The organism is Sporosarcina ureae, from assembly GCF_029267015.1.
Classification (GTDB): Bacteria; Bacillota; Bacilli; order Bacillales_A; family Planococcaceae; genus Sporosarcina; species Sporosarcina ureae_D.
The window spans coordinates 24,801-45,317 of record NZ_JARIEA010000001.1 but is presented as its reverse complement, the minus strand read 5'-3'; the positions used below and the strand labels follow the sequence as shown (position 1 = coordinate 45,317).

20 protein-coding genes and 1 pseudogene are annotated in these 20,517 nt (G+C 38.3%); 3 read left to right on the top strand and 18 right to left on the bottom strand.

What is annotated here, in order from left to right; translation table 11 throughout:
- Nucleotides 1-408: 408 nt before the first annotated feature.
- From Q7P97_RS00170 to Q7P97_RS00160, 3 genes are all read right to left on the bottom strand, one after another.
- Nucleotides 409-1,110: a CpsD/CapB family tyrosine-protein kinase gene (locus Q7P97_RS00170; protein WP_303964791.1), complete on the bottom strand. Its 702-nt coding sequence runs from the start codon at nt 1,108-1,110 to the stop codon at nt 409-411.
- Nucleotides 1,094-1,828, bottom strand: coding sequence for a YveK family protein (locus Q7P97_RS00165; protein ID WP_303964788.1), 735 nt, complete (start codon nt 1,826-1,828; stop codon nt 1,094-1,096). The genes Q7P97_RS00170 and Q7P97_RS00165 overlap by 17 nt, the downstream gene beginning before the upstream one ends.
- A gap of 414 nt (nt 1,829-2,242) precedes the next feature.
- Nucleotides 2,243-2,947: a hypothetical protein gene (locus Q7P97_RS00160; RefSeq protein ID WP_303964785.1), complete on the bottom strand. Its 705-nt coding sequence runs from the start codon at nt 2,945-2,947 to the stop codon at nt 2,243-2,245.
- 1,165 nt (nt 2,948-4,112) lie between these two features.
- Between Q7P97_RS00160 and Q7P97_RS00155 the strand changes: the two genes are divergently transcribed.
- Nucleotides 4,113-4,337 carry a hypothetical protein gene (locus Q7P97_RS00155; RefSeq protein ID WP_303964782.1) on the top strand — a complete coding sequence of 75 codons (225 nt, stop codon included), beginning with the start codon at nt 4,113-4,115 and terminating at the stop codon, nt 4,335-4,337.
- A gap of 61 nt (nt 4,338-4,398) precedes the next feature.
- Here Q7P97_RS00155 and Q7P97_RS15545 read toward each other — a convergent pair whose 3' ends face one another.
- Nucleotides 4,399-4,551: a YARHG domain-containing protein gene (locus Q7P97_RS15545; protein WP_369684277.1), complete on the bottom strand. Its 153-nt coding sequence runs from the start codon at nt 4,549-4,551 to the stop codon at nt 4,399-4,401.
- A 41-nt stretch (nt 4,552-4,592) separates the two neighbouring features.
- Between Q7P97_RS15545 and Q7P97_RS00150 the strand changes: the two are divergent.
- A pseudogene (locus tag Q7P97_RS00150) lies at nt 4,593-5,068 on the top strand (MBL fold metallo-hydrolase); the annotation flags it as partial.
- A 119-nt stretch (nt 5,069-5,187) separates the two neighbouring features.
- On the opposite strand, the gene Q7P97_RS00145 reads toward Q7P97_RS00150, so the two are convergent.
- The 4 genes from Q7P97_RS00145 to Q7P97_RS00130 form a co-directional block, all read right to left on the bottom strand.
- Complete coding sequence (locus tag Q7P97_RS00145) at nt 5,188-6,114, bottom strand: LCP family glycopolymer transferase (RefSeq protein ID WP_303964780.1); 927 nt, start codon at nt 6,112-6,114, stop codon at nt 5,188-5,190.
- A 463-nt stretch (nt 6,115-6,577) separates the two neighbouring features.
- Nucleotides 6,578-7,345: a tyrosine-protein phosphatase gene (locus Q7P97_RS00140; protein ID WP_303964777.1), complete on the bottom strand. Its 768-nt coding sequence runs from the start codon at nt 7,343-7,345 to the stop codon at nt 6,578-6,580.
- Between the two features lie 57 nt (nt 7,346-7,402).
- A complete protein-coding gene (locus Q7P97_RS00135; RefSeq protein WP_303964775.1) occupies nt 7,403-8,122 on the bottom strand; it encodes a CpsD/CapB family tyrosine-protein kinase in 720 nt (239 codons plus the stop codon).
- Complete coding sequence (locus Q7P97_RS00130) at nt 8,100-8,846, bottom strand: YveK family protein (RefSeq protein ID WP_303964773.1); 747 nt, start codon at nt 8,844-8,846, stop codon at nt 8,100-8,102. The genes Q7P97_RS00135 and Q7P97_RS00130 overlap by 23 nt, the downstream gene beginning before the upstream one ends.
- 128 nt (nt 8,847-8,974) lie before the next feature.
- Between Q7P97_RS00130 and Q7P97_RS00125 the strand changes: the two genes are divergently transcribed.
- Nucleotides 8,975-9,454, top strand: a complete 480-nt coding sequence (locus tag Q7P97_RS00125) for a VanZ family protein (protein WP_303964771.1) — start codon at nt 8,975-8,977, stop codon at nt 9,452-9,454.
- A 39-nt stretch (nt 9,455-9,493) separates the two neighbouring features.
- On the opposite strand, the gene Q7P97_RS00120 is transcribed toward Q7P97_RS00125, so the two are convergent.
- From Q7P97_RS00120 to Q7P97_RS00075, 10 genes are all read right to left on the bottom strand, one after another.
- Nucleotides 9,494-10,246, bottom strand: a complete 753-nt coding sequence (locus tag Q7P97_RS00120) for a hypothetical protein (RefSeq protein WP_303964768.1) — start codon at nt 10,244-10,246, stop codon at nt 9,494-9,496.
- Between the two features lie 109 nt (nt 10,247-10,355).
- A complete protein-coding gene (locus tag Q7P97_RS00115; protein ID WP_303964766.1) occupies nt 10,356-11,582 on the bottom strand; it encodes a Zn-dependent hydrolase in 1,227 nt (408 codons plus the stop codon).
- Between the two features lie 15 nt (nt 11,583-11,597).
- The gene (locus Q7P97_RS00110) at nt 11,598-12,785 is read right to left on the bottom strand and encodes a hypothetical protein (RefSeq protein WP_303964763.1); all 1,188 of its coding nucleotides are present in this window, start codon (nt 12,783-12,785) and stop codon (nt 11,598-11,600) included.
- Nucleotides 12,786-12,952: 167 nt separating this feature from the next.
- On the bottom strand, nt 12,953-14,386 hold the full coding sequence (locus Q7P97_RS00105; RefSeq protein ID WP_303964760.1) for a YfcC family protein: 1,434 nt from the start codon (nt 14,384-14,386) through the stop codon (nt 12,953-12,955).
- 195 nt (nt 14,387-14,581) lie between these two features.
- Nucleotides 14,582-15,178, bottom strand: coding sequence for a pyroglutamyl-peptidase I (locus Q7P97_RS00100; protein WP_303964757.1), 597 nt, complete (start codon nt 15,176-15,178; stop codon nt 14,582-14,584).
- A gap of 231 nt (nt 15,179-15,409) precedes the next feature.
- The gene (locus Q7P97_RS00095; RefSeq protein ID WP_303964754.1) at nt 15,410-15,796 is read right to left on the bottom strand and encodes an STAS domain-containing protein; all 387 of its coding nucleotides are present in this window, start codon (nt 15,794-15,796) and stop codon (nt 15,410-15,412) included.
- Between the two features lie 14 nt (nt 15,797-15,810).
- Nucleotides 15,811-17,505, bottom strand: a complete 1,695-nt coding sequence (locus Q7P97_RS00090; RefSeq protein ID WP_303964751.1) for a methyl-accepting chemotaxis protein — start codon at nt 17,503-17,505, stop codon at nt 15,811-15,813.
- Complete coding sequence (locus Q7P97_RS00085) at nt 17,506-17,931, bottom strand: ATP-binding protein (RefSeq protein WP_303964748.1); 426 nt, start codon at nt 17,929-17,931, stop codon at nt 17,506-17,508.
- Between the two features lie 15 nt (nt 17,932-17,946).
- The gene (locus Q7P97_RS00080) at nt 17,947-19,071 is read right to left on the bottom strand and encodes a fused response regulator/phosphatase (protein WP_303964746.1); all 1,125 of its coding nucleotides are present in this window, start codon (nt 19,069-19,071) and stop codon (nt 17,947-17,949) included.
- A 255-nt stretch (nt 19,072-19,326) separates the two neighbouring features.
- The gene (locus Q7P97_RS00075) at nt 19,327-20,094 is read right to left on the bottom strand and encodes a hypothetical protein (RefSeq protein ID WP_303964744.1); all 768 of its coding nucleotides are present in this window, start codon (nt 20,092-20,094) and stop codon (nt 19,327-19,329) included.
- Nucleotides 20,095-20,517 lie beyond the last annotated feature (423 nt).

The following is a 20,517-nucleotide window of genomic DNA, read 5'->3' as shown; positions in this document are numbered from 1 at the left end:
TAACCACACATAATAAGCGTAAGTTCTTCTTTTTCACTAGTATACTACAGGTAGAATAGTATATTCAACACATTTTGTAGTTATACTACACATTAATCCGATTATTCTATTTATTTTGTAGTTTTACAACACATTTTCTTTTGGTTTAATGCATAGTAATTCCAGACCTACGTATTGTTAAGGTCTTTATAACTAAACATCAACACTCATAATTCCCCTCAAAAAATGAACCTTTGGAATTATCTTTTATACATTTGTATTATTATAATGATGATAAAAAATACAAACTATAAAGAAGTAGTTAATAATAGTAATTCACTGTAACGTGCGACTGTTTTCGCACACATACTTTATCCCGGCATTCTTAAAAATGAAAAGACCGAATTCTCTCCACTGTATATTCACATACTATCGATAATAATGATAAGTGTTTTGCACAACAAAGTTGTTAAGGACAGTACCTATAATATTTGCTTGAGAGGAATGCAACGAACTTTTCGCTTTTAGCACACTTTCTTTTTCTGTTTTCCTTGCATTTAACACAAGAATTGTCCCTTGACATTTATGGGACAAAATCTGCGCATCGGTTACAGACAATACAGGTGGTGCATCGAACAAGAGCATGTCGTATTGACTACTTAATTGTTCAATTAGTTGATCCATCAACTTCGATCCAAGTAACTCCGCGGGATTGGGTGGAATAGGACCACTTGTTATCAAATCAAGATTTCTTATACTCGTCTTCTGAATAACGTTATTCACCTCGTACTGACGAGATAGTAGCGTAGATAACCCCTTTGTATTCTGGCAATTAAATGTATAATGTGTAGTCGGTTTTCGCATATCCGCATCGATCAATAACACCTTTTTACCTTGTTGGGCGAAAACGGTTGCTGTATTCGCGGAAATTGTCGACTTTCCTTCACCAGGCGTAGCAGATGTAAACAAAATCGTTTTCAGTTCTTGATCAGGCATAGAGAAGTTGATATTTGTTCGAAGTGTACGAAACTGTTCGGAGACAATAGTATTTGAATCTAAATGAGTAATTAACTTACATGCGATGGATCTTTTTGATTGTCTTTTCTTCTTATTTTTAAACTTCTTTAACATGAGCATCAAACCCCTTTTTTGCAGTATCTACTACAGCTACTTCCTTATCTGATATCGTACTGACTAGCCCTAAAATTGGTAAGTTGAGTAATTCTTCAATATCATACTCCGTCTTCACTGTTGTATCTAAGTATTCAAGCAAAAATGAAATTCCCACGCCGACTAATAAGCCTATAATTATCGCTATAGCCATGTTTAATTGTTTATTAGGCCTTATTGGGGAAGGATTTTCTGAATGCATAGCAGGTGATAAAATATGTACATTATCTACCTGCATGAGATCAACAATTTTCCGTTGAAATACTTGTGCAGTTGTATTTGCAATATCAACCGCTTTGTGCGGTTCTAAATCTTGAACAGTCAGATTCATAACTTGTGAATTCTGCTCACTACTAACAATTAACTGCGAATATAAGTCAGATGGTTTAATTCCCAAATCTAAACTCTCTACCACATCCGATAAGATCACTGGACTTTTAATAATGACGTTATAAGTATTTATGAGTTGTAAGTCTGTTTGTATAGCCAACGAATCTAATTCCGATTCTGCTTGTTGCTGCGTGACTAGTATTTGTGTGGATGCTTGATAAATTGGTGTTAATAAAAAGTGATTTACCATTGCAGTAAATAGAATTGCTATAGAAACAACACCAATAATTAGCCATTTTTTCTTTTTTATTATTGCAAATAATTCCTGTAAGTTAATATTTTCATTCATAATTCTAATCGCCCCTTTTTTATGACTTTATTTATAAAGCAAAGTCACTTCCCTCAATAATTTGATTCATTCGGTATATTAGCATTATTATTTACTGTTATGCTTTACTGAAGTTACCGGAAAACAATTCGCTAGGTCTAACGTATTCATCAATATCATTGATTGACTTATTTTCTCTAGACAAACAAATGAGCAGTAACCGCTCATTTCATCACTGCGATATTTTCCGCCTAACAAGGAAGTTAAGTTTTCAAGTTGGTTCTCAATGTCTAAGGAGACTACCATTTTTTATGATGTAAATAACCATTATTGCCTTTGATCTATTAGGATTTTTGATTGTCTTTATATATTCATTGTTTATCGAATTGAAGATGAGATGGGAAGTATTCAGTAGAAGTCATTTTGAATAATCTTTCATTTTGTAATAGCCTTATTAAGAACTTTCTTACGGCGTAATTCCTGATGTATTTCATATTCATCTCGAAAACTTTTCGAATACGCTTTATTAAAGCCATTAGTTTCCAAACTTTTCTCCAGTGAATCCATGATGCCATTGAACATGATTGAGTTTTGTTCTTCCAAGGCATCTAACGCTTTTAGGTACTTATTGTACATATAAGGGTAGCTGGAACTTTTCCCATTTTGCTTCTTTATACTGTATTCTTCTCTTGCGTGATTGACTAAATAATCCATCTTGTCGTCTATTTTACTTTGGAGCTGCATAATGGCTGGATCATACTTTCCTTTTATTTCGGCAACAGTTACTCTTTCCATGTAATTAGAAGTCGCTGTATTTACTTTCGATGATTTGATATTAGAAGGGGTGTCACTTTTATTGGAATTGAGCATATTCCCTACCTTATCTCCATTTCCACTTAATTTATTTGCTGAAGGTTTAGGGTAGTGTTTAATTAGTTTACTTTTTCCACTTTTTTCATTTTTCATTATCAGACTTGTACCATTTGGCAACTGTATTTCATATGGTGTTTTTATCTTGTTTTCTAATTCATCATCTGTCATATCATACTGTTTCATGTAAAATAAATAGAAGAGATAGCTACTACATAAAAGAAATAGTATAAATATTCCATATAACACCATTTTCCATTCTCGCTTCATATGACTCCACCTCCGAAAGCACTTTGTCGTGTTTCTTGACTCACTGTATATTTCAAAAGAAAATAGCACCTTAAATATATCTAGTATTTTTTCTATTTCTTTCTGTATATTACTTACTAAGAGATAGCTAGAGTTTTAATTCGCCCGCTAAATATTTTAATACAATATATATATTCGAATTTCTATTATGAGTATACGAAGCCATCTTAATAAATTATATTTCCTTCTAGTCAACCCCTTCCTTAATCAATAATTAAAGATTTCATATCCAATTCCACTTCACTGAATAAAACTAAAGTAATATTAAAGCTACATAATTCCCTAACTATTAAGTTAATCTAACGAAAATTCAACTTACCTAACCATACTCTGCACATTTTTCTTGCTTATCAAAACCTTAAGACTTGACCATTGTTTATAAGTTTTAATTGTATGGAAATAATTACATATATACATAGCGTGAAACAACACATTATAACCTATTTGTGAGGTACTACTACACATAAAGTATAGCTGGTATTTTAACGAATTACTAGTCTATTCTCAATTTTCTAACTAAAAAATATTAATATAGCGAAGATTTTTATCTAGCTGAAATATATTGGTTTTCAAGACCCTAGTAATATAGCCGGATATAATAGGGACTAACTAGACTAATCCATTGTTCAGCTATAACATTTGTCTATGAAATGTGAATATATAAATTTTGTTGTTTCCTATTTTCCCTTTCGCCCTAACTTTACCTACAGCAAAAGGTTCTATCATGAATTCATTATTTGATATTAAAGATCTTTTGGTTTTACTATCCATAAAATAAACGCACTAATTAATGGAATTACATTCAAAAAAAAAAAAAAAAAAAGACCGATTATTCACTTGTTATTACTACGTTGAAAAGAAAATTACCGTGTGCTTTCCTTTCATACTGATTATTCATCAAGAATACTATGTCAAAAACTTAAACTGTTTCAAGGGTATCTTTTATTGTATGAAAGCCAAACAACTTTATTCTTTCAATCATTCGCTAAATCAGAGATACCCTCTCCAAATCACTTCCATGCAGCCAAAATATATAGTAAGTATTTTATTATTAACGACAACCGTGTGTATTACATTACATCGTCTTGCTAGTGGTTACATATAGTACAGCAAGGAGGTGAAGTTTATGTCGAAATATGAACATGTAAGCAATGAATGGCTTTTCTTCTTCGGGATTATAGCTGGATATGCTTTGCTCGGCTTGTTTTTGATTGTGCCTAGTTTATTAATGGGTATTGGAAACGTGCTGTTATTAGCCGTTGCCGTGATTATAGTGATCATCATCGTGTTATTCGCCTTGGCGATCATTCTGAAAGGACTGACCCGGCTGTTTCATTGTCGTAAACACTAAGAAATAACTACAGTCGCAACGTTAGAGGTGGCGGCTGTACGTACATATTAAACTATACAACCTACTCTACAGACCGAATCAACGTAACATTATGCTGCTCTACATCTGTTATTTCGCCATCGGATGATTCATTCGCAACATACCACGTCTGTGAATCAAAATAAGCCTGTAGGTCTGCTGATTTGAAAACATATCCATTTCGTGCCAGTCGCAAATCCGACTTCGAAAGACCATTTGGAAAGTGCCCATGTATGAATTAGAGTACCGTTTTTAACCGGAGTATCCAGTTATCCAGACCCTGATACCAGTGTAGAAGGTGGAATGATTTCCAAAATGTTTTCTAGTTTTCCAACTGATCCTATTCAATTGGGAAGTCATATTAAAAGTTTGCCGCCAGAAGGCAGTGTTCCTTTCTTGCAAGAGTTTAAATGGATACACACACCAGTTCATTCACCGGGTCATATATCATTCTTCAGGCAGAAGGATATGGTGTTACTTGTCGGAGATGCATTTGTTACGGTAAAGCAGGAATATCTATATAAAGTGCTTACGCAAGAACAAGAAATAAGTGGTCCGCAACGCTATTTAACAACAGACTGAGAGGCTGCTTTGGAATCTGTAATCAGACTAAAAGCCTTACAACCAGCTATCACGATAACGGGTCAAGATTAGTCAATGAATTTGAACGTATCGCCATTCCGGATTATGGTAAGCTTACTGACAAAAAATAGATATTAAATGTACAATAGGCATCCGTGGATTTCACATTAGTAATAAAAAAGTGTCTACCAGCGCATTATCGCTCATAGACACCTATTAGCACAAAACAAGTAAAATATAATAAAATAACTTATCCACCGTACTCTCGAATCATTTCAGTTGTCTTTGCCTTTTCTTCATCAGGCACTAACAAATACCAAATGCCATCAATCACTTTGTTCTCACCTGTCATTTGATACGACGATACATTACTTCGTACATCTTTATAATTTTTATATAACATCTGAATTTCATCAAACTCTAAATTGGTGACAATGTTTTTCCCAAGTATACCAATCAACTTATTGATTTTCGTAATCGAAGTGATATTCGATCCTTTGTCAAGAACCGCCTGGATCACTTGTCGCTGTCTTTCATTACGACCTACATCACCTTTCGGATCATTTTTACGCATACGTACATACGAAAGAGCTTCTTTACCGTTCAGCGTGATTTCACCTTTTTTAAAGGTTCGTCCTCCTTCAGTAAACTCAAAATTATTGTTAATCGTAATGCCATCAACAGCGTCTACTAAATCCTCTAACCCTTCCATATTCACTCGCACATAATAATCCAAGTCAATATCTAAAAACTTTTCAACCGTCTCAACAGACATTTCACTACCGCCAAATGCGTACGCATGATTGATCTTGTCCTTTACACCTATTCCGACAATTTCCGTCAAAGTATCGCGAGGGATACTCACCATTTGTGCTCTAGAATTGTCCGCATCTAATGTCATGACGATCATCGTATCAGAACGGCCTTTATCTCCAGCTCGCTCATCCACTCCCATTAACAAGACATTCAAAGAATCACGCTTTGCCACTTTTTCTTTCGTCACTTCTGTGTCAATAGCTTTAACAGGCTCATGAGTGTCTTTATTCACGGTAGATTTAACAGAGCCGTACACAGTAAATAAATAAATTCCGCTAGCAGCTACTAGAATTACGATCGTTATGAGGGTAATCCATAACCATTTCAACGTTTTCTTTTCCTTTGTTTTCAATCCACTCATCTCCTAAGCCGATATATTTTACAAAGTATGCATTCTATAAATTTATAGAATGTATGACTCAATTTATTATACTACTATTTGTACTGTTTGATTTATTTCTATTTTCTTAATATTAAAGATGAAAACATAAAACAATTAACATACTCTATTAATTAAAATTTAGTCGAAGACCTTACCAAAGAATTGTTATATTCAGCCATAGAAATAGAAAATGCCCCGAAGAATCTTTATGGACGATTCTTTTGGGGCATTTTCTTTTATGTGAAACAACGTGTTCATTTTTTGACGCTTACTTTTATTAAAGATTATCGAAGTGAATGGATGAAGTATAAAGTATCCGATATAGATCGACAATAATAGAATCGGTTGCTATCAGCATGGTCATTCGTTTGCGTATAGTCAAAGGATGCTCCTCCTTTGAATCTAGATTTCTCTTAGACCTTCGTTCATATGGTGGTTTAACCTACCCAATCACTTGCCACCATTTTTTAGCGACAGGAGTTTCGGGTTCATAGATCGTCAGCAATTTATTATCAATAATTTGTTGATTATTCAACAACAACATATCGACCGTTTCCATATCTACTTTCTTTCCAAGAACTTCTAATCCTTTGCTGAATAAGAATGGACGATTGCCCGTATTATGAGCATCTGATCCGTACGCATGGATCAAGTTCGCTTCTATTAGTTGAAGAGATAACTTTTGAATATTTTTACCGAAGTGACCTGCTAAACTACCTGCTGTCACTTGTGCCAATGCACCGTGGCGTACTAGCTGCTCCAACCGTTCAGGTTTTTCAGCTATACCTTTATTGCGTTCAGGATGTGCAATGATCGGCACGATGCTTTCTTCAAGTAAAGACTGGATGATTCGAACTGTGTAGGCTGGAACGTTTTGTGTAGGCAGCTCCAATAGTAAATAACGAGAGTTCGCTATAGTAAGTATGTCTTGATTTAATAAATTGGCGATGAGATGTTCATGGATTCGCACTTCTTGTCCTGTCAATAGCGTCAGGTTACTATTGGCTGCTTCGATGACATCTCTCATCATTCGAACTTGGCTTTCTACTTCGTCTACAGGTACGTGATATTGCGGGCTATAGGCATGTGGTGTGACGACTAGCTGCGTAATTCCTTCTGACGTTGCCTCTTCTATCATGCGCACGCTACCTTCAATTGTTTCCGGTCCATCATCCACCCCAAACAATAGATGGCTATGTATGTCAACCATGTAGATCCTCCTTACGTTTTACTACACTAAAGAAGAGCGAAAAGGTAAAAGGCCCTTTCACTCATCGTTTCCATAATACTGATAGTAATAATGGTCTTTTGGCAGTATAAAGTTATTTAAAATGGTTCCTAGTATATTTGCTTGAGAGGATAGAAGCGCCTCTTTTGCTTTGAGTATACTATCCTTTTCCGTAGTGCCTGCATTCAATACTAAGATCGTGCCTTCCGCTTTGTTTGATAAAATTTGCGCGTCTGTCACAGACAAAACGGGTGGCGCGTCAAATATGATCATGTCATATATATTTGCTAATTCTTCTATCAGCAAGTCCATCGTTTTAGAACCTAGCAACTCCGCTGGGTTCGGTGGAATGGGACCGCTCGTAATTAAATCGAGTCCTTCTACGTCTGTTTGCTGAATTACGTCTTCTAGTTTCCATTGACGCGTAAGTAAATTCGATAGACCGGTCGCATTCATACGAGAAAATGTATAATGGGTAGTCGGTTTCCGCATATCCGCGTCAATGAGGAGCACTTTCTTTCCTTCTTGTGCAAAGACGACTGCGGTATTCGCTGATGCTGTAGACTTCCCTTCTCCTGGTGCTGCCGATGTGAACAAAATCGATTTCAAATCATGATCCGGCATTGAGAAGTTGATATTCGTCCGTACTGTACGGAATTGCTCGGATACGACCGATTTCGGGCTGATTGCTGTGACTAGTTTACGTGCTACGGATTGCTTATTTTGTTTGTTCTTTTTAAATATGCGCTTTTTTGACATGTGGACTTGACCCTTTCTGCGGTGCATCAGTTGCCGTGTTAACATCTTTTCTGGAGATAGGACTTACTAACCCAAGAACCGGTAAACCGAGCAATTCTTCAATATCACTTTCTGTTTTCACTGTCGTATCTAAGTATTCTAGTAAAAATGCTATCCCTACACCGATCATCAGTCCGATGACTGCCGCGATAGCTACGTTCAGCTCTTTGTTCGGCTTAACAGGCTTCGGATCTTCCACGTAAACAGCAGGCGATAGAATATTTACGTTATCGACTTGCATTAAGTTGACAATTTCTTTCTGGAATACTTCCGCAATGGTATTTGCGATATCGACCGCTTTATATGAATCCGGATTTTGCACAGTCAAATTGACAACTTGTGAATTCTGTTCACTGTTTACCGTAAGCTGATTGCTAAGTTCTGCCGGCGTTGTATCCAAGTTCAAGTTTTCTATAACTTTAGATAAGATGAAGGGCGTTTTAATAATGACATTGTACGTATTAATAAGTTGTAAGTTCGTTTGAATATCTTGAGAGTCAAATGATTGTTTCTCTACTTGTTCTTGATTGACCAATATCTGTGTGGAAGCTTGGTAAGTAGGGGTTAAATAGAAATAACTTATAGCCGCTGCTATGATGATCGCCACTACTGTTGTTCCTATAATTAAACCAAAACGTTTTTTTAACGTTGCGAATAACACTTGGAAACTGATTGTTTCTTCCATATTGTAAAATTGCTCCTTTTCGGAAAACTTGTGCGTATTATAGCATAGCATAACATATATCCAGAATAAAAAGCGCTCGATTTCTAATTAAATCTAGTGTTTTTCCCTATTAATGATATACTTTCCATATGAGAAAAGTCTTAAGTATTATCATTATCCTATGTATAATCGGTAGTTTATTTGTCTCTTCTAGCCAGACATACGAACAACAATCGTTAATCCCTACCTTAGAAAATGTATTACCTAACAAACCATTTGAAGCTGCACTCTCCGCCTTGTATATCCCATACTGGGATACTACGATTTCCATTGAAGGACGTGGATATTATTATTTCGTAGAATTTCTACTACGTAAAGGTGCACACTTTGTATTGTTTGGCTTACTTGCGGTCGGAGTTTTCCTATCCTTACCATCCCGTTTACCTAGATTCATGATTGCAAGTATCTTCACGTTGCTACTTGCCTGTGCAGATGAACTAAAGCAATACCTCACTGGTGGACGGACCGCTACTTTTCGCGACGTCTTATTGGATATGGCAGGTGCGCTGACGTTCTTGCTCATTTTACAATCCATCAGATGGTCTCGTTCCCAAAAAGAAAACGACTAGTCTAAGGGGATATTCTTTTAGATCAGTCGTTTTTTCTAGTTAATTTCCCATAATCTCACTTTGCATACTATCGCGACGAGCACTTTTTTTCGCTTCGTATTCATCACGAAGGCTTTGCGAATTTGATTTGTCATAACCATTGGCCTGTAGATCTTTTTCAAGCGAGCTCATGATGCCATTAAATGTGGAATCCGTCTGCGCTTCTAGTCCTGCTATAGACGACATGTACTTGTTATAGAAATAACCGTAATCCACACTTTCCCCATTTGCTATTTTCGTGCTGTACTCTTTTTTCGCACTATTGATTAGTGAGTTGAGCTCGCTATCCACTTCACTTTGTAGGTTATTGACAGTTAGTTGATATTCACTTTTAATCTTTGCTACTGATTGCTTCTTACCTGGTTTTCCAGTTTGTGCATTATCTGTCACCGGTTTTTTTGTTGTATTTGAATTAGGGTGCTTCACGTCATTCGTTTGCTGATCAACTGACGGCTGGCGTCCCGTTGTACCCGCATCGTTTGCTTTCGTGTTGGAACCGGAAGTTGTCTGTTCACTCCCCTTAGTAGAAGACGATCCACTCGTACCCTTTTGACCTTCCTGATTTTCTTCCCCTTCAATAGTCAGTTCGCTTTCCATAGGTAATGTAGTGTCAGACGGACTTTCTATCGTCTGATTTGCTTCTTTGTTTGCGACCTCTGACTCTTTGATTTGGAAGTGGTACACACTATAGATCCCACCGAAAACAATTACGGATACTGACGTGATGAAGAAAATTTTAAGTTCTTTATTCATATGGACCTCCCTTTCCTTTTGTTATTCACTTTATTTTAAAACAAAACCTCAAACCTTTTATCGGCTTGAGGTCCATTCATCATTCACAAAATCGCTTCTACGCAAAACCTTACATAACCAACCGCTTAATCGTCTCAAACAAAACAGCTGTACCATCCGCCAAATCGCCAGCATCCGACCATTCTTCCGGACAATGACTAAGTCCATCTTTACTCGGAATAAATAACATGCCACACGCTGTAAAATCAGACAGAACCATCGCATCATGTCCTGCCCCACTACTCATGGAACAATACGGGATCGACAACTCATCACTCGCTTCTTTCAACAAACGACGAAGTTCAGGATCCAATTCTTTCGGCTCAATAAACAGCTGCTCTTCAGCAGATATCGTGATACCATCCACTCCATTATGAGCGGATAATAATTCATCTACTTGCTGTCGCGCTTGGCTAATCTGCTCTTCTTTACCCGAGCGAATATCAACCGAAAAGACTACTTTATCCGGAATTACATTGGCGCCGTTTGGAAACACTTGTAGACGACCTGTTGTAATAACCGTTCCATTGCCTGTTTCCTTTGCAATCTGTGGAAACGTTGCTATCAATTTGGCCGCAGCGACAAGCGCATCCGAACGATAATCCATTGGCGTTGTGCCGGCATGCCCCGCACGCCCCTGCACAGTTACTTCTAGATGATTCAGTCCAACGATCGCTTCCACAACACCGATGCGAATTCCTTTCTCTTCTAGAATCGGACCTTGTTCGATGTGAAGTTCAAGAAACGCTTTAATAGTTTCAGGTGATCTCACTTTCTCCTTAGAGTAATCCAGTCCGATCTCGGACATGGCATCCGTAGCGAGAATACCGTCTTTATCGGCTAAATCATAAAAGTCTGCTTCAGATAATAAGCCCATCATGCCCCTTGAGCCCATCAAACCTCCACCAAATCGAGATCCTTCTTCTTCGACCATCGCAATGACTTCTAGTGGATATGTAGGCTTCAGTTGTAACTCTTGGAATAGTGCCGCCACTTCTAGTCCAACGACCACTCCCGCCGTTCCGTCATAAGCTCCTCCGTTAGGTACTGAGTCAAAATGTGATCCGACTATAACGGAAGGCGCGTCTGATAACGTCCCTTCTAACTTTCCAAAAATATTACCAAACCCATCCTCAGAAACAGCAAGTCCATACTCGATCATTTTTTCTTTAATATAATTCCGTGCTTGTAAATCTTCTTTACTGTATGTCAATCTCGTCACACCTTGTCCAGGCGTCGCTGTAAATTGTTTTAGTGCGTCAATATGTTGCTCGATTCGCTCTTTATTTGCTGTCATACTATTTCCTCCTTATTATAAGAATCCAACGAAAAGACCGGCTAAGATCACAGAAACAACCGTTACGCTGACAAATCCTCCGACAAGCATCGGTGGCAGCATATGACTAGTTAACGCTTCTCTCTCTTTTTCATCATCCGTCAATGAATTTATGACTTCATTGGTGATAATATAGTCCGCCGGGAAGCCATACAACGCGGTTAGCGAAACGGCAAACGCCATTTCCTTGCTCACTTTCAGTACTTTTCCAATAAAGAACGAGAAGATATACATTCCGACAACGGCTATTGCGATACAGCCGACAAGCGGATACAAAATCTCCATCATCATTTCAGGTGTTGCCTTCTTCAAGCCATCCAATACATACAAGATCAATGCAAGCATCGCAAAACCAAAGCCATTTCCTTTTTCAAGTACTTGTCTTTCCAAGAAACCTACACTTGTTGCAAGAATCCCAAATAATAAGCAAAGAACATATGGACTGATGATGACGATTGGCGCAAGGAGTGTAGAAGCGCCGTATGCGAGAAAGGCAACAAAAGCTAAGCGGAAAAACTTAAAGTAATTAGTATTATACTTTTCCGGCATATTTCGGAACATTTTCGGTTCAGCATGCGTAATCGGCTCTTCTCCAGGAGAATATTCCTTCATTTCTAGTTCTCCCTTACGATATTTACTAAGCAGCATCTTACCCTCTTTTTTCAACACAACTGAAGTCAAAGGATACCCCGCAAAACCTTGCATGACGTAAATAACTACCGCAAAAACGGACAAAGTAGCTAGGCCTGCTTCAGTTGCACCTTCAGACATGATCAAGGCTGAAACAATTCCTCCAACTAATGGTGGTATTGCGACCAATATTGTTTTTATATCAAATAATAGTAATCCAATAGTGAATAGAAAAACGATAATACCTACTATTCCCGATATCGAAATTAATATCGTCTTCCATTGCTGTTTCAACTGCTGAACAGAGAGCAATGTCCCCATATTTGTAATTAGTAAGTAAATCAATAATGAAGCAACGACTGGCGGTATACCCGCAGTAGCTACCATTTCCTCAGGGAAAAATGTCCAATAACCGAATAACATTAAAACCGCACAGACAAAAATTGATGGAATCCATGCTTTTGTACGAACTGCAATAAAATCTCCGATGAATAAAATCCCTGCTAAAATAACGAAAGCAAGCATCTGTGGCATATCATCCACTCCTCTTTAGTTGTATAGACGTTGACTAGTTTAGTCATAATATTTGTCGAATAGTAGGATAGGTTGTAATAATCTGACTAATTTAGTTAGATCCATTCGTTCAGCCGCCACTATAAAATGGCGGCTGTCTATACATATATCGAATCTATTGCTCGATATTATACCGGTCCCCATCCAATCATGACCGCAAACGTCAACATAATCACAGCGATCACTGTCCAGATCAACAACAGTGGCAACATCCACTTCGCCCATTTCAACCACGCCACACCCGCAACAGCCAAACTTGCCATGAGCGGACCTGATGTAGGGAAAATACTATTCGTGAACCCGTCACCAAACTGATAGGCCTGAACTGCGACTTGTCGAGTTACACCAATCATGTCCGCTAAAGGCGATAGAATCGGCATAGCAATAATTGCTTGGCCACTTCCTGAAGGTATGAAGAAATTCATCACACCATTAGCAACAAACATTCCAAGCGCGCCAAATACAGGAGATAAACTTGCCAATGGCACAGAAAGAGCTTGGACAAACGTATCCAAAATCTGAGCATTTTCCATTACAATCAGAATCGCTCTTGCAACCCCAATAATTAAAGCACCATACACAATATTTTTACATCCATCAAGAAACGTTAACGTAATTTCATTGTAATTCATTTTAGCAATGATACCCGAGCCTATACCGATAATAATGAAGAATGCAGCCATGTGATCAATAGACCACTGGAATTTAATCGTTGCGAAAACAAAGAATGCTAAACATAGGCCAACAAAAGATAAGATTATTTTATGTCTTCCTGTAAAAGGGGCTATCAAATCTTCTGCAGAAGCGTTCGGATCACTATCATCCAGTACACCGATTAGACTCTTCGATGGATCATCTATAATCTTTTTTGCATAACGCCACGTATATAAAATAGTCACACCAACAATTACGACAAACGCTACAATTCGTAAAAGCATACCTGAAAACAGTGGAACGTCTGCAACAGTTTGTGCAATTCCTACTGTATAGGGGTTTAGGAACCCAACGTTAAATCCAGCAAATGTAGCACCGAATGTAATCGCCACCGCTACAATCGCATCGAGCTTTAGCGCTCTTGCGATAATTACACCAATCGCGACAAACGGGATAATCGAGTTGGCAACAGCACCAACTGCTCCCCCAAGCGCAAATAAAATCGAAACGAGCGCAATCAATAAAAACTCTTTACCTTTCGTTTTATCGACCGCTCTCAAAATCCCACCTTTAATCGCTCCGGAGCGCTCTACCACTTCAAATGCCCCACCCGCGAACAATACTAGAAAGATTAAGCCGCCAGATTGAACCATCCCTTCTTGCAACGCCAAAAAGATATCCATAAATCCAGTAGGATCTTTGTCAGCCTGCGCGTACGTATTAGGAATGACTCTTTCCACTCCCTCAATCGTTTCTCTTTCAAATGAACCAGCCGGTACTATGTATGTCGCTGCCACTGCCACTAGTAAGACTAAAAATAAAATTACATATGTATCTGGCATTTCCAACTTCCACTTTTTTCTCTCGTTCGGCTGTGGGTTATGTTCTTTCTCTCTCGATGTCACCATATACAGTCGATCTTCCTTTCTTATACTGAAATTGTATTGCTCCAGTATATCTGATATTGCATACCAATAGTGCACTATGTTCTAAATTTTCTATTTAAATAATAAAAATAGTATAATAGCAATATGAATATTCCGTAAAATTCAAATAAAGCCTTCCTAATCGGTTTATCGATTAGGAAGGCTTTATTTCTTTTTTTACAATGTTTCCAAGCAAATCCGAACACTTTTCACTAGATCATCCAAAGACCAACTCGGTAATTTCTTATTTACTAAGGCTAACTCATGAGAAGCCGGTATATGAATGAAACCTGCGCGATAGGACGTCTCTTGTTTTTGCGCATAATTTAAAGCGGCATACATGATATTATTACATAGATATGTACCTGCAGTATTAGAAATAACAGAAGGTAATCCCGCTTCTACTAGTTGATTAGTCATTTCTCGAATGGGAAGCGTTGAAAATATTCCATCAGCGCCTGCAGGATCAATCGATTCATCAGATGGTGCGTATCCTTCATTATCCAAATCTCCATCTTTTACATTAATCGCGATTCTCTCAGGAGTAATTTTAGAACGCCCAGCCGCTAAACCTAACATCACTACCACATCAGGATTCGTCTCTTCGATTGCTTTTAATAACTCTTTTTCTGAGTGATTAAATCTAACAGATAATATCTTAGGTATAATCTCTAATCCTGTGATTCCTTCGGAGATAATAGCTTTCACTACTTCTTCCGTAGGGTTTATTGGATAATCTAGAAATGGTTCAAAACCTGTTAACAATACTTTCAAGTAATCATATCCTTTCTGTTTAAAAAAAGATTTCCCTTCGTTCCTCTATAGTTGTAAAAGCATTTCCTATGTTAACATACAATCCACTTTATATAATCAAACAAATCTTAACAGTTAGATATTTTTTCCGGAAGACAGTAACTGCCTTCTACATACTGAAGTCTACTTCTATGAAAAACAAACCTCCTGAACTTAATCAGAAGGCTTGTTGAAATTATTTACTAGTAAAACTCAATAATCGTTAACAGACAACTCCGTCTCAACTGACTGCTTAATAACCTCTAATGCCGCTGCTTCGCTGTCGACAATTGGGAATATTTTATCACATTGGGATATAGAGAATAACTTGCGGACGAATTCGTCGACGATAATAATGACGATTTTTTCGTTTTTTAAAGAAACCTTTTTGGCAAAATTGACGATCATACCGAAGCCTGTGCTGTCGATATTTTGCACTTTACTCATATCCAAAATGAAGCTGCGACCTTCTTTAAATGGTGTCGTCTGTAGTCGTTTTTTCAACTCTTCAATCAACGCGTATTGCAAATGGCCCGAGAATTCGAGAATCATATACGTATCTTTTTCCACAACTTGCAATGCTGCTGTTTTCTGTTCCATACTCGTAACCTCCATTACATTTTAAACTTATTTACTTCTTCACGTAAACGATCTGCGACTTCTGCCAAACTGGTTGTATTATCGGCAATTTCAGCCACTGTTGCATACTGTTCTTCAGATGAAGCGGCAATTTGCTCTGTCGCTGCGGCAGACTCCTCAATGATGGCTGAAATGTTTTGGATAGCGTCTTGGACAGTAAGTGAATTGGAATTCACTGCGTTGAATGCATCTTTCATCTGCACGACACCAGACTCTGTCACACTTACTTTCTCTACTATGAGCTTAAGTGCTTCTCCGCCTTGGTTAATGATGACCACTTGTTCCTCTACTGCCGTTAAATTACTTTCCATTGTCCGCACGGTTACTGAAGTCTCTGCTTGAATATCTGTAATTAAATCCGTGATTTGCTGGGCAGCTCCTGTTGATTGTTCAGCTAGTTTACGAACTTCTGCTGCAACGACCGCAAATCCTTTTCCATGCTCCCCTGCTCTGGCTGCTTCAATTGCCGCATTTAGCGCAAGGAGGTTCGTCTGTTCTGAAATTGCGGTAATAACGGTAATAATACCGCCGATTTCTTCCGAACGCATACCTAGTTTTTGAATCGAATCAGTCGCATAGCTTACCGTTTCTGTGACTGTGCCTAAATGTGCAATCGCTTTACTAATTGACTGCTCACCTTCATGCGCTATGACTGTAGATTCCTGTGCATTCTTTAAGCTCTGTTCAACATTGTCTAAATTGCCTTCTACTTCTACGATCGTATCGCGCATCATGCCTGCGATTCGTTCCGCTTGTTCAGATTGATTCGTCACGCCTGACGCAATTTCGTTCATCGTGGAAGCGATTTGACTAGCCGTTTCATTTGTCTGCTGGGAGGATTCTGCCAATGTGACCGATGAATTAGCGATTTCATTGGCATTACGCGCAACGTTTTGCATCGTTTCCGTCAGTTGCTCTTTCATATTCCGAAACGCAACAGATAGTTCGGCAATTTCGTCCGTTCCTTTCGCTTCATATAGCTCGACGTTCAAATTTAAATCAGCCAATTCATTTGCATTATCACGCAATCGATTAATAGGCTTAATCAGCATACGCTGGATGATAAAGCTCACGATGAGAATGATGAGTAGCGCAAGCACTAGCGAAATAATAATTGTCTGCATAGTGGAAGAAGTTGCGATCTTTATGTAAGGCGCTGTCGGAACAGCAACTGCGATAATCCCGATCACTTCTCCGTCTTTATCAAGTATCGGATCATAAGCTGCTTGGAATGGCTTGCCAAGTACATCTGCAGTGCCAAGAAAACGTTCTTTTTTACCGAGTACGACATCTCCCACTTCAGCTGCTACTTGCGTCCCTAAACGTCGTTCCCCATTTTCTATAATATTTGTCGCAATCCGTGTATCGCCTTGGAATATAGACATCGTATTTCCATCTGTCAATTCGCCCAACTGATCGGGAATCGCGTACGCTTCATACATATCCATTTTGCCTTTATGCAATGAATCATTCGTAATGGACCAGTCGCCCGGCACAGAAATTTCCAGCAATTCCAAGCTCAGAGTCAAATCGGAAATGAGCTTAGCTTCTGCTGCCTTCAATAAATTACCTTTTGTCGCATTATAATTCAAGCCACTTAAAATGCCTGATAGTAGTAATATCGCTAGTAAAATAACTGCATTAATCTTTTTCCCAATCGTCCACTTCATTTACTTTTCCACCGCCATCACTAAATTTTTCTTCACGCCGACTAAAAACTGTTGATCAGACAGTTGTTCAAACCACAGCTGATCAACCATATGCTGAATGAACAAAAACCCGCGCCCCCGCTCACAAAAGCTCTCACTGTCTATAGTTGCATCAAGCACCACTGGCCATTGTTCTTCAGGTATCCCTTTCGCAAAATCAGACACTGTAATGTGCAGATGTTGTTCATCATTTCGCATATGTACTTCAATCGACTCTGTCCGTCCTTCTTTCTCCATTGCCTCCACTGCATTAATGACCAGCTCGTGCGTCACAAAACAAATTTCTGTTGCAAATGGAATCGAATACAGTGCCATGTAACTTTCCATTAATTGATCTATCAACTGAATCGACTGTTGATTGGGTGTAATCGTGAACTTAAATTCCATACATACTTCCCTCACTTATAACGAAGTGGTAATCGAAACCACTGTAATATCGTCTTCCAATGGCAAATGTGATAATCCAAACTCTTCCGTAAACTTCCGCAACATGACGCGACTATTTTGTGAACTGTGCGAATGAAAAAAGCTCCAGTCAATTTTCTGATCAGGATATAACGTCCCCAACCCGTCTGTGTACAAAATAATACGGTGCCACCCCGTCAAACGAATACTCTTCGCCTGCACTTGAATCGATGGGAACAAACCGAGAATGGGAGAATTCGCATGCATCATTACAGTTTCTCCATACTTCCCGAACATGACACCTTCTGGATGTGAAGCATTTACATACTGCAGTGTACCGTTTTTCTTATCTATAACCGCATAAATGGCTGTCACTAAAAATGAATCCAGCCCATCAGTAGAAAACAATTCATAAATTTTCCGGTTCACTTCTTTTATTACACTCACCGGATCAATCAACTTCATGATAATCTCCTTGAGTAAGGAACGAATCGACATCGTCACAAGTGACGCCGCCACCCCATGCCCCATCACATCAAACAGCATGACCGCCGTTAAATGTTCATCGAGCTGAAACCAGCAATACATATCTCCGCCAAGAGAGTGGGAGGTGAAATAAATCCCATCCACCTCAATATGCGGTAGCGACAACGCGGGAGTCAACGCACTTTTCTGGACGTTTTTTGCTATCGCTAAATCTACCGCAAGCTGATACTCATGCTCTTTCCGCTTTTTCGTTTCCTCATAATAGGTAAGCGCAATTCGAATTCGCGTCTTGAGCTGAAAAAAGTCAAATGGCTTTAGAATAAAATCAAAAATCCCAACTTCCAGTAAGCGCTCAAAGATAATCGGTTTCTCATAAGACGTCGACAACAAAATCGGCACATCCCGCCATACACACAGTGCCTCAATTTCCCGACAATGCGCTTCACAGTTATCTGCATCCAAATTCGCGTCATAGATGATCAGCTTAATTTCTTCTTTTAAAAACAAATGTTCATATTGAATCGCTGTATAGGCACTTTGAAATACATGAATCGTATACAGTCCCAGTTGTTGCAAGTTTTTTTGAATTTTAAGGACATCATTGCCTACGTCACCGATAATTAGAATCGTCATCATTCAATGTCCCCTTAAAATTAGTAATTTACTGGTTCTTATTGATTATACGATATGACAATGTATAAAGATACAGGCTCTTTTATAGAAAAAAGTCTTTCACATCGTTTTTGCGATTGAAAGACTTTCTCTCTTATTATAATAGGGTTAAATACTTCTCATTACGTTATATCCATTCGTCCTCATTCCCATGTAGTAGAACTGCCTTACTTAATTGTGTATGACCAAGTGCTCTGCCAGGGTAGCATATTAGTATGTCTACTCAATAATGATCGTATCGCTTAATGACCATGGTAGAACGATTCCTTTCTTAGAAGATAGCTCCCCATTAATAGTGATTGTTTCATCTAAATTAATATTTATTAAATTATCTCTCTCTTCCTTTGCTATAAAGGCAACGACATCACTGATAAATGTCGTGTTTTTAATTTTCAATTGAATACTGTCTTTTGTGACTTCCGTAACGGTTCCTGTCCATTGAACACGCTTTCCTTTTACATCTTTCCAGAATGCTTTTTTCTGGATATCTGTCATATCCTCATATGGCTGATCGAATGATACAAAGTCGGTGCTGATTGGTTTTTTCGCTTCGGCTTCTGCTCTAGCAAGTTCTTCAGATTCCGCTTTTTCCTTTGCTGCTTTTTCTTTAGCAGCCTTTTCTCTTGCGATTCTTTCTTTTTCCGCTTTTTCTTCATTTTCTTTCTTAGCTAGAGCTTCTTGCTCTACCTTAACTTTATTCTCTGCTTCGACCTTTTCGGCTTGTTCTTTCCCATGATCTTTACTTACTTCTTCAGTAGGCGCTTTTGTCTTGTCATCAGAAGCTACCGTTTCCACAACGGTGGGTTTGTCCGATGCCACTTCCTCGTCTGAATCTACGAAGTTTCCTGTTATGATAAAAACTAGAAAACATACAACACCTATACTAAAGTTTCTTTTCGCAGTTCCATTCCTCTTAAATAACGACACAAGCCACATTATACTAAATCCTAACCAACCAAACATGGCCAATACAAAAATAACAGACATCATCCTGACCCCCATCACTAGTAGTAAGTGTCATTCATTTTACCTGCACAATAACACCGGTTATACTATTTCTTATTTTATGTTGCAAAATAATAACGGAACATATGCCATGAGTACACTATTGTCTAAGGCGCCTGTAACCAAAATCGGCATAATTCGGCATTCCCTTAAAATTAGCAATTTACTGATTCCAATTAATTATACGATAACGCAAGGTATAAAGATACATAATTGTGTGGGGACCTGTCACCTTCTTTCAATAGATGTTTCTGTTTCTACTTCGAACACATGGATGAAGTGATAATCGCCGTACTCTTTATACAGCACATCCTTGCCCTGCGAAGGATTTTAAAGGTACCAGGTCCCGATACAATTTAGAATTGCGTGGGGACCTGGTACTCTGTTCTAAGGATTATAATGTAT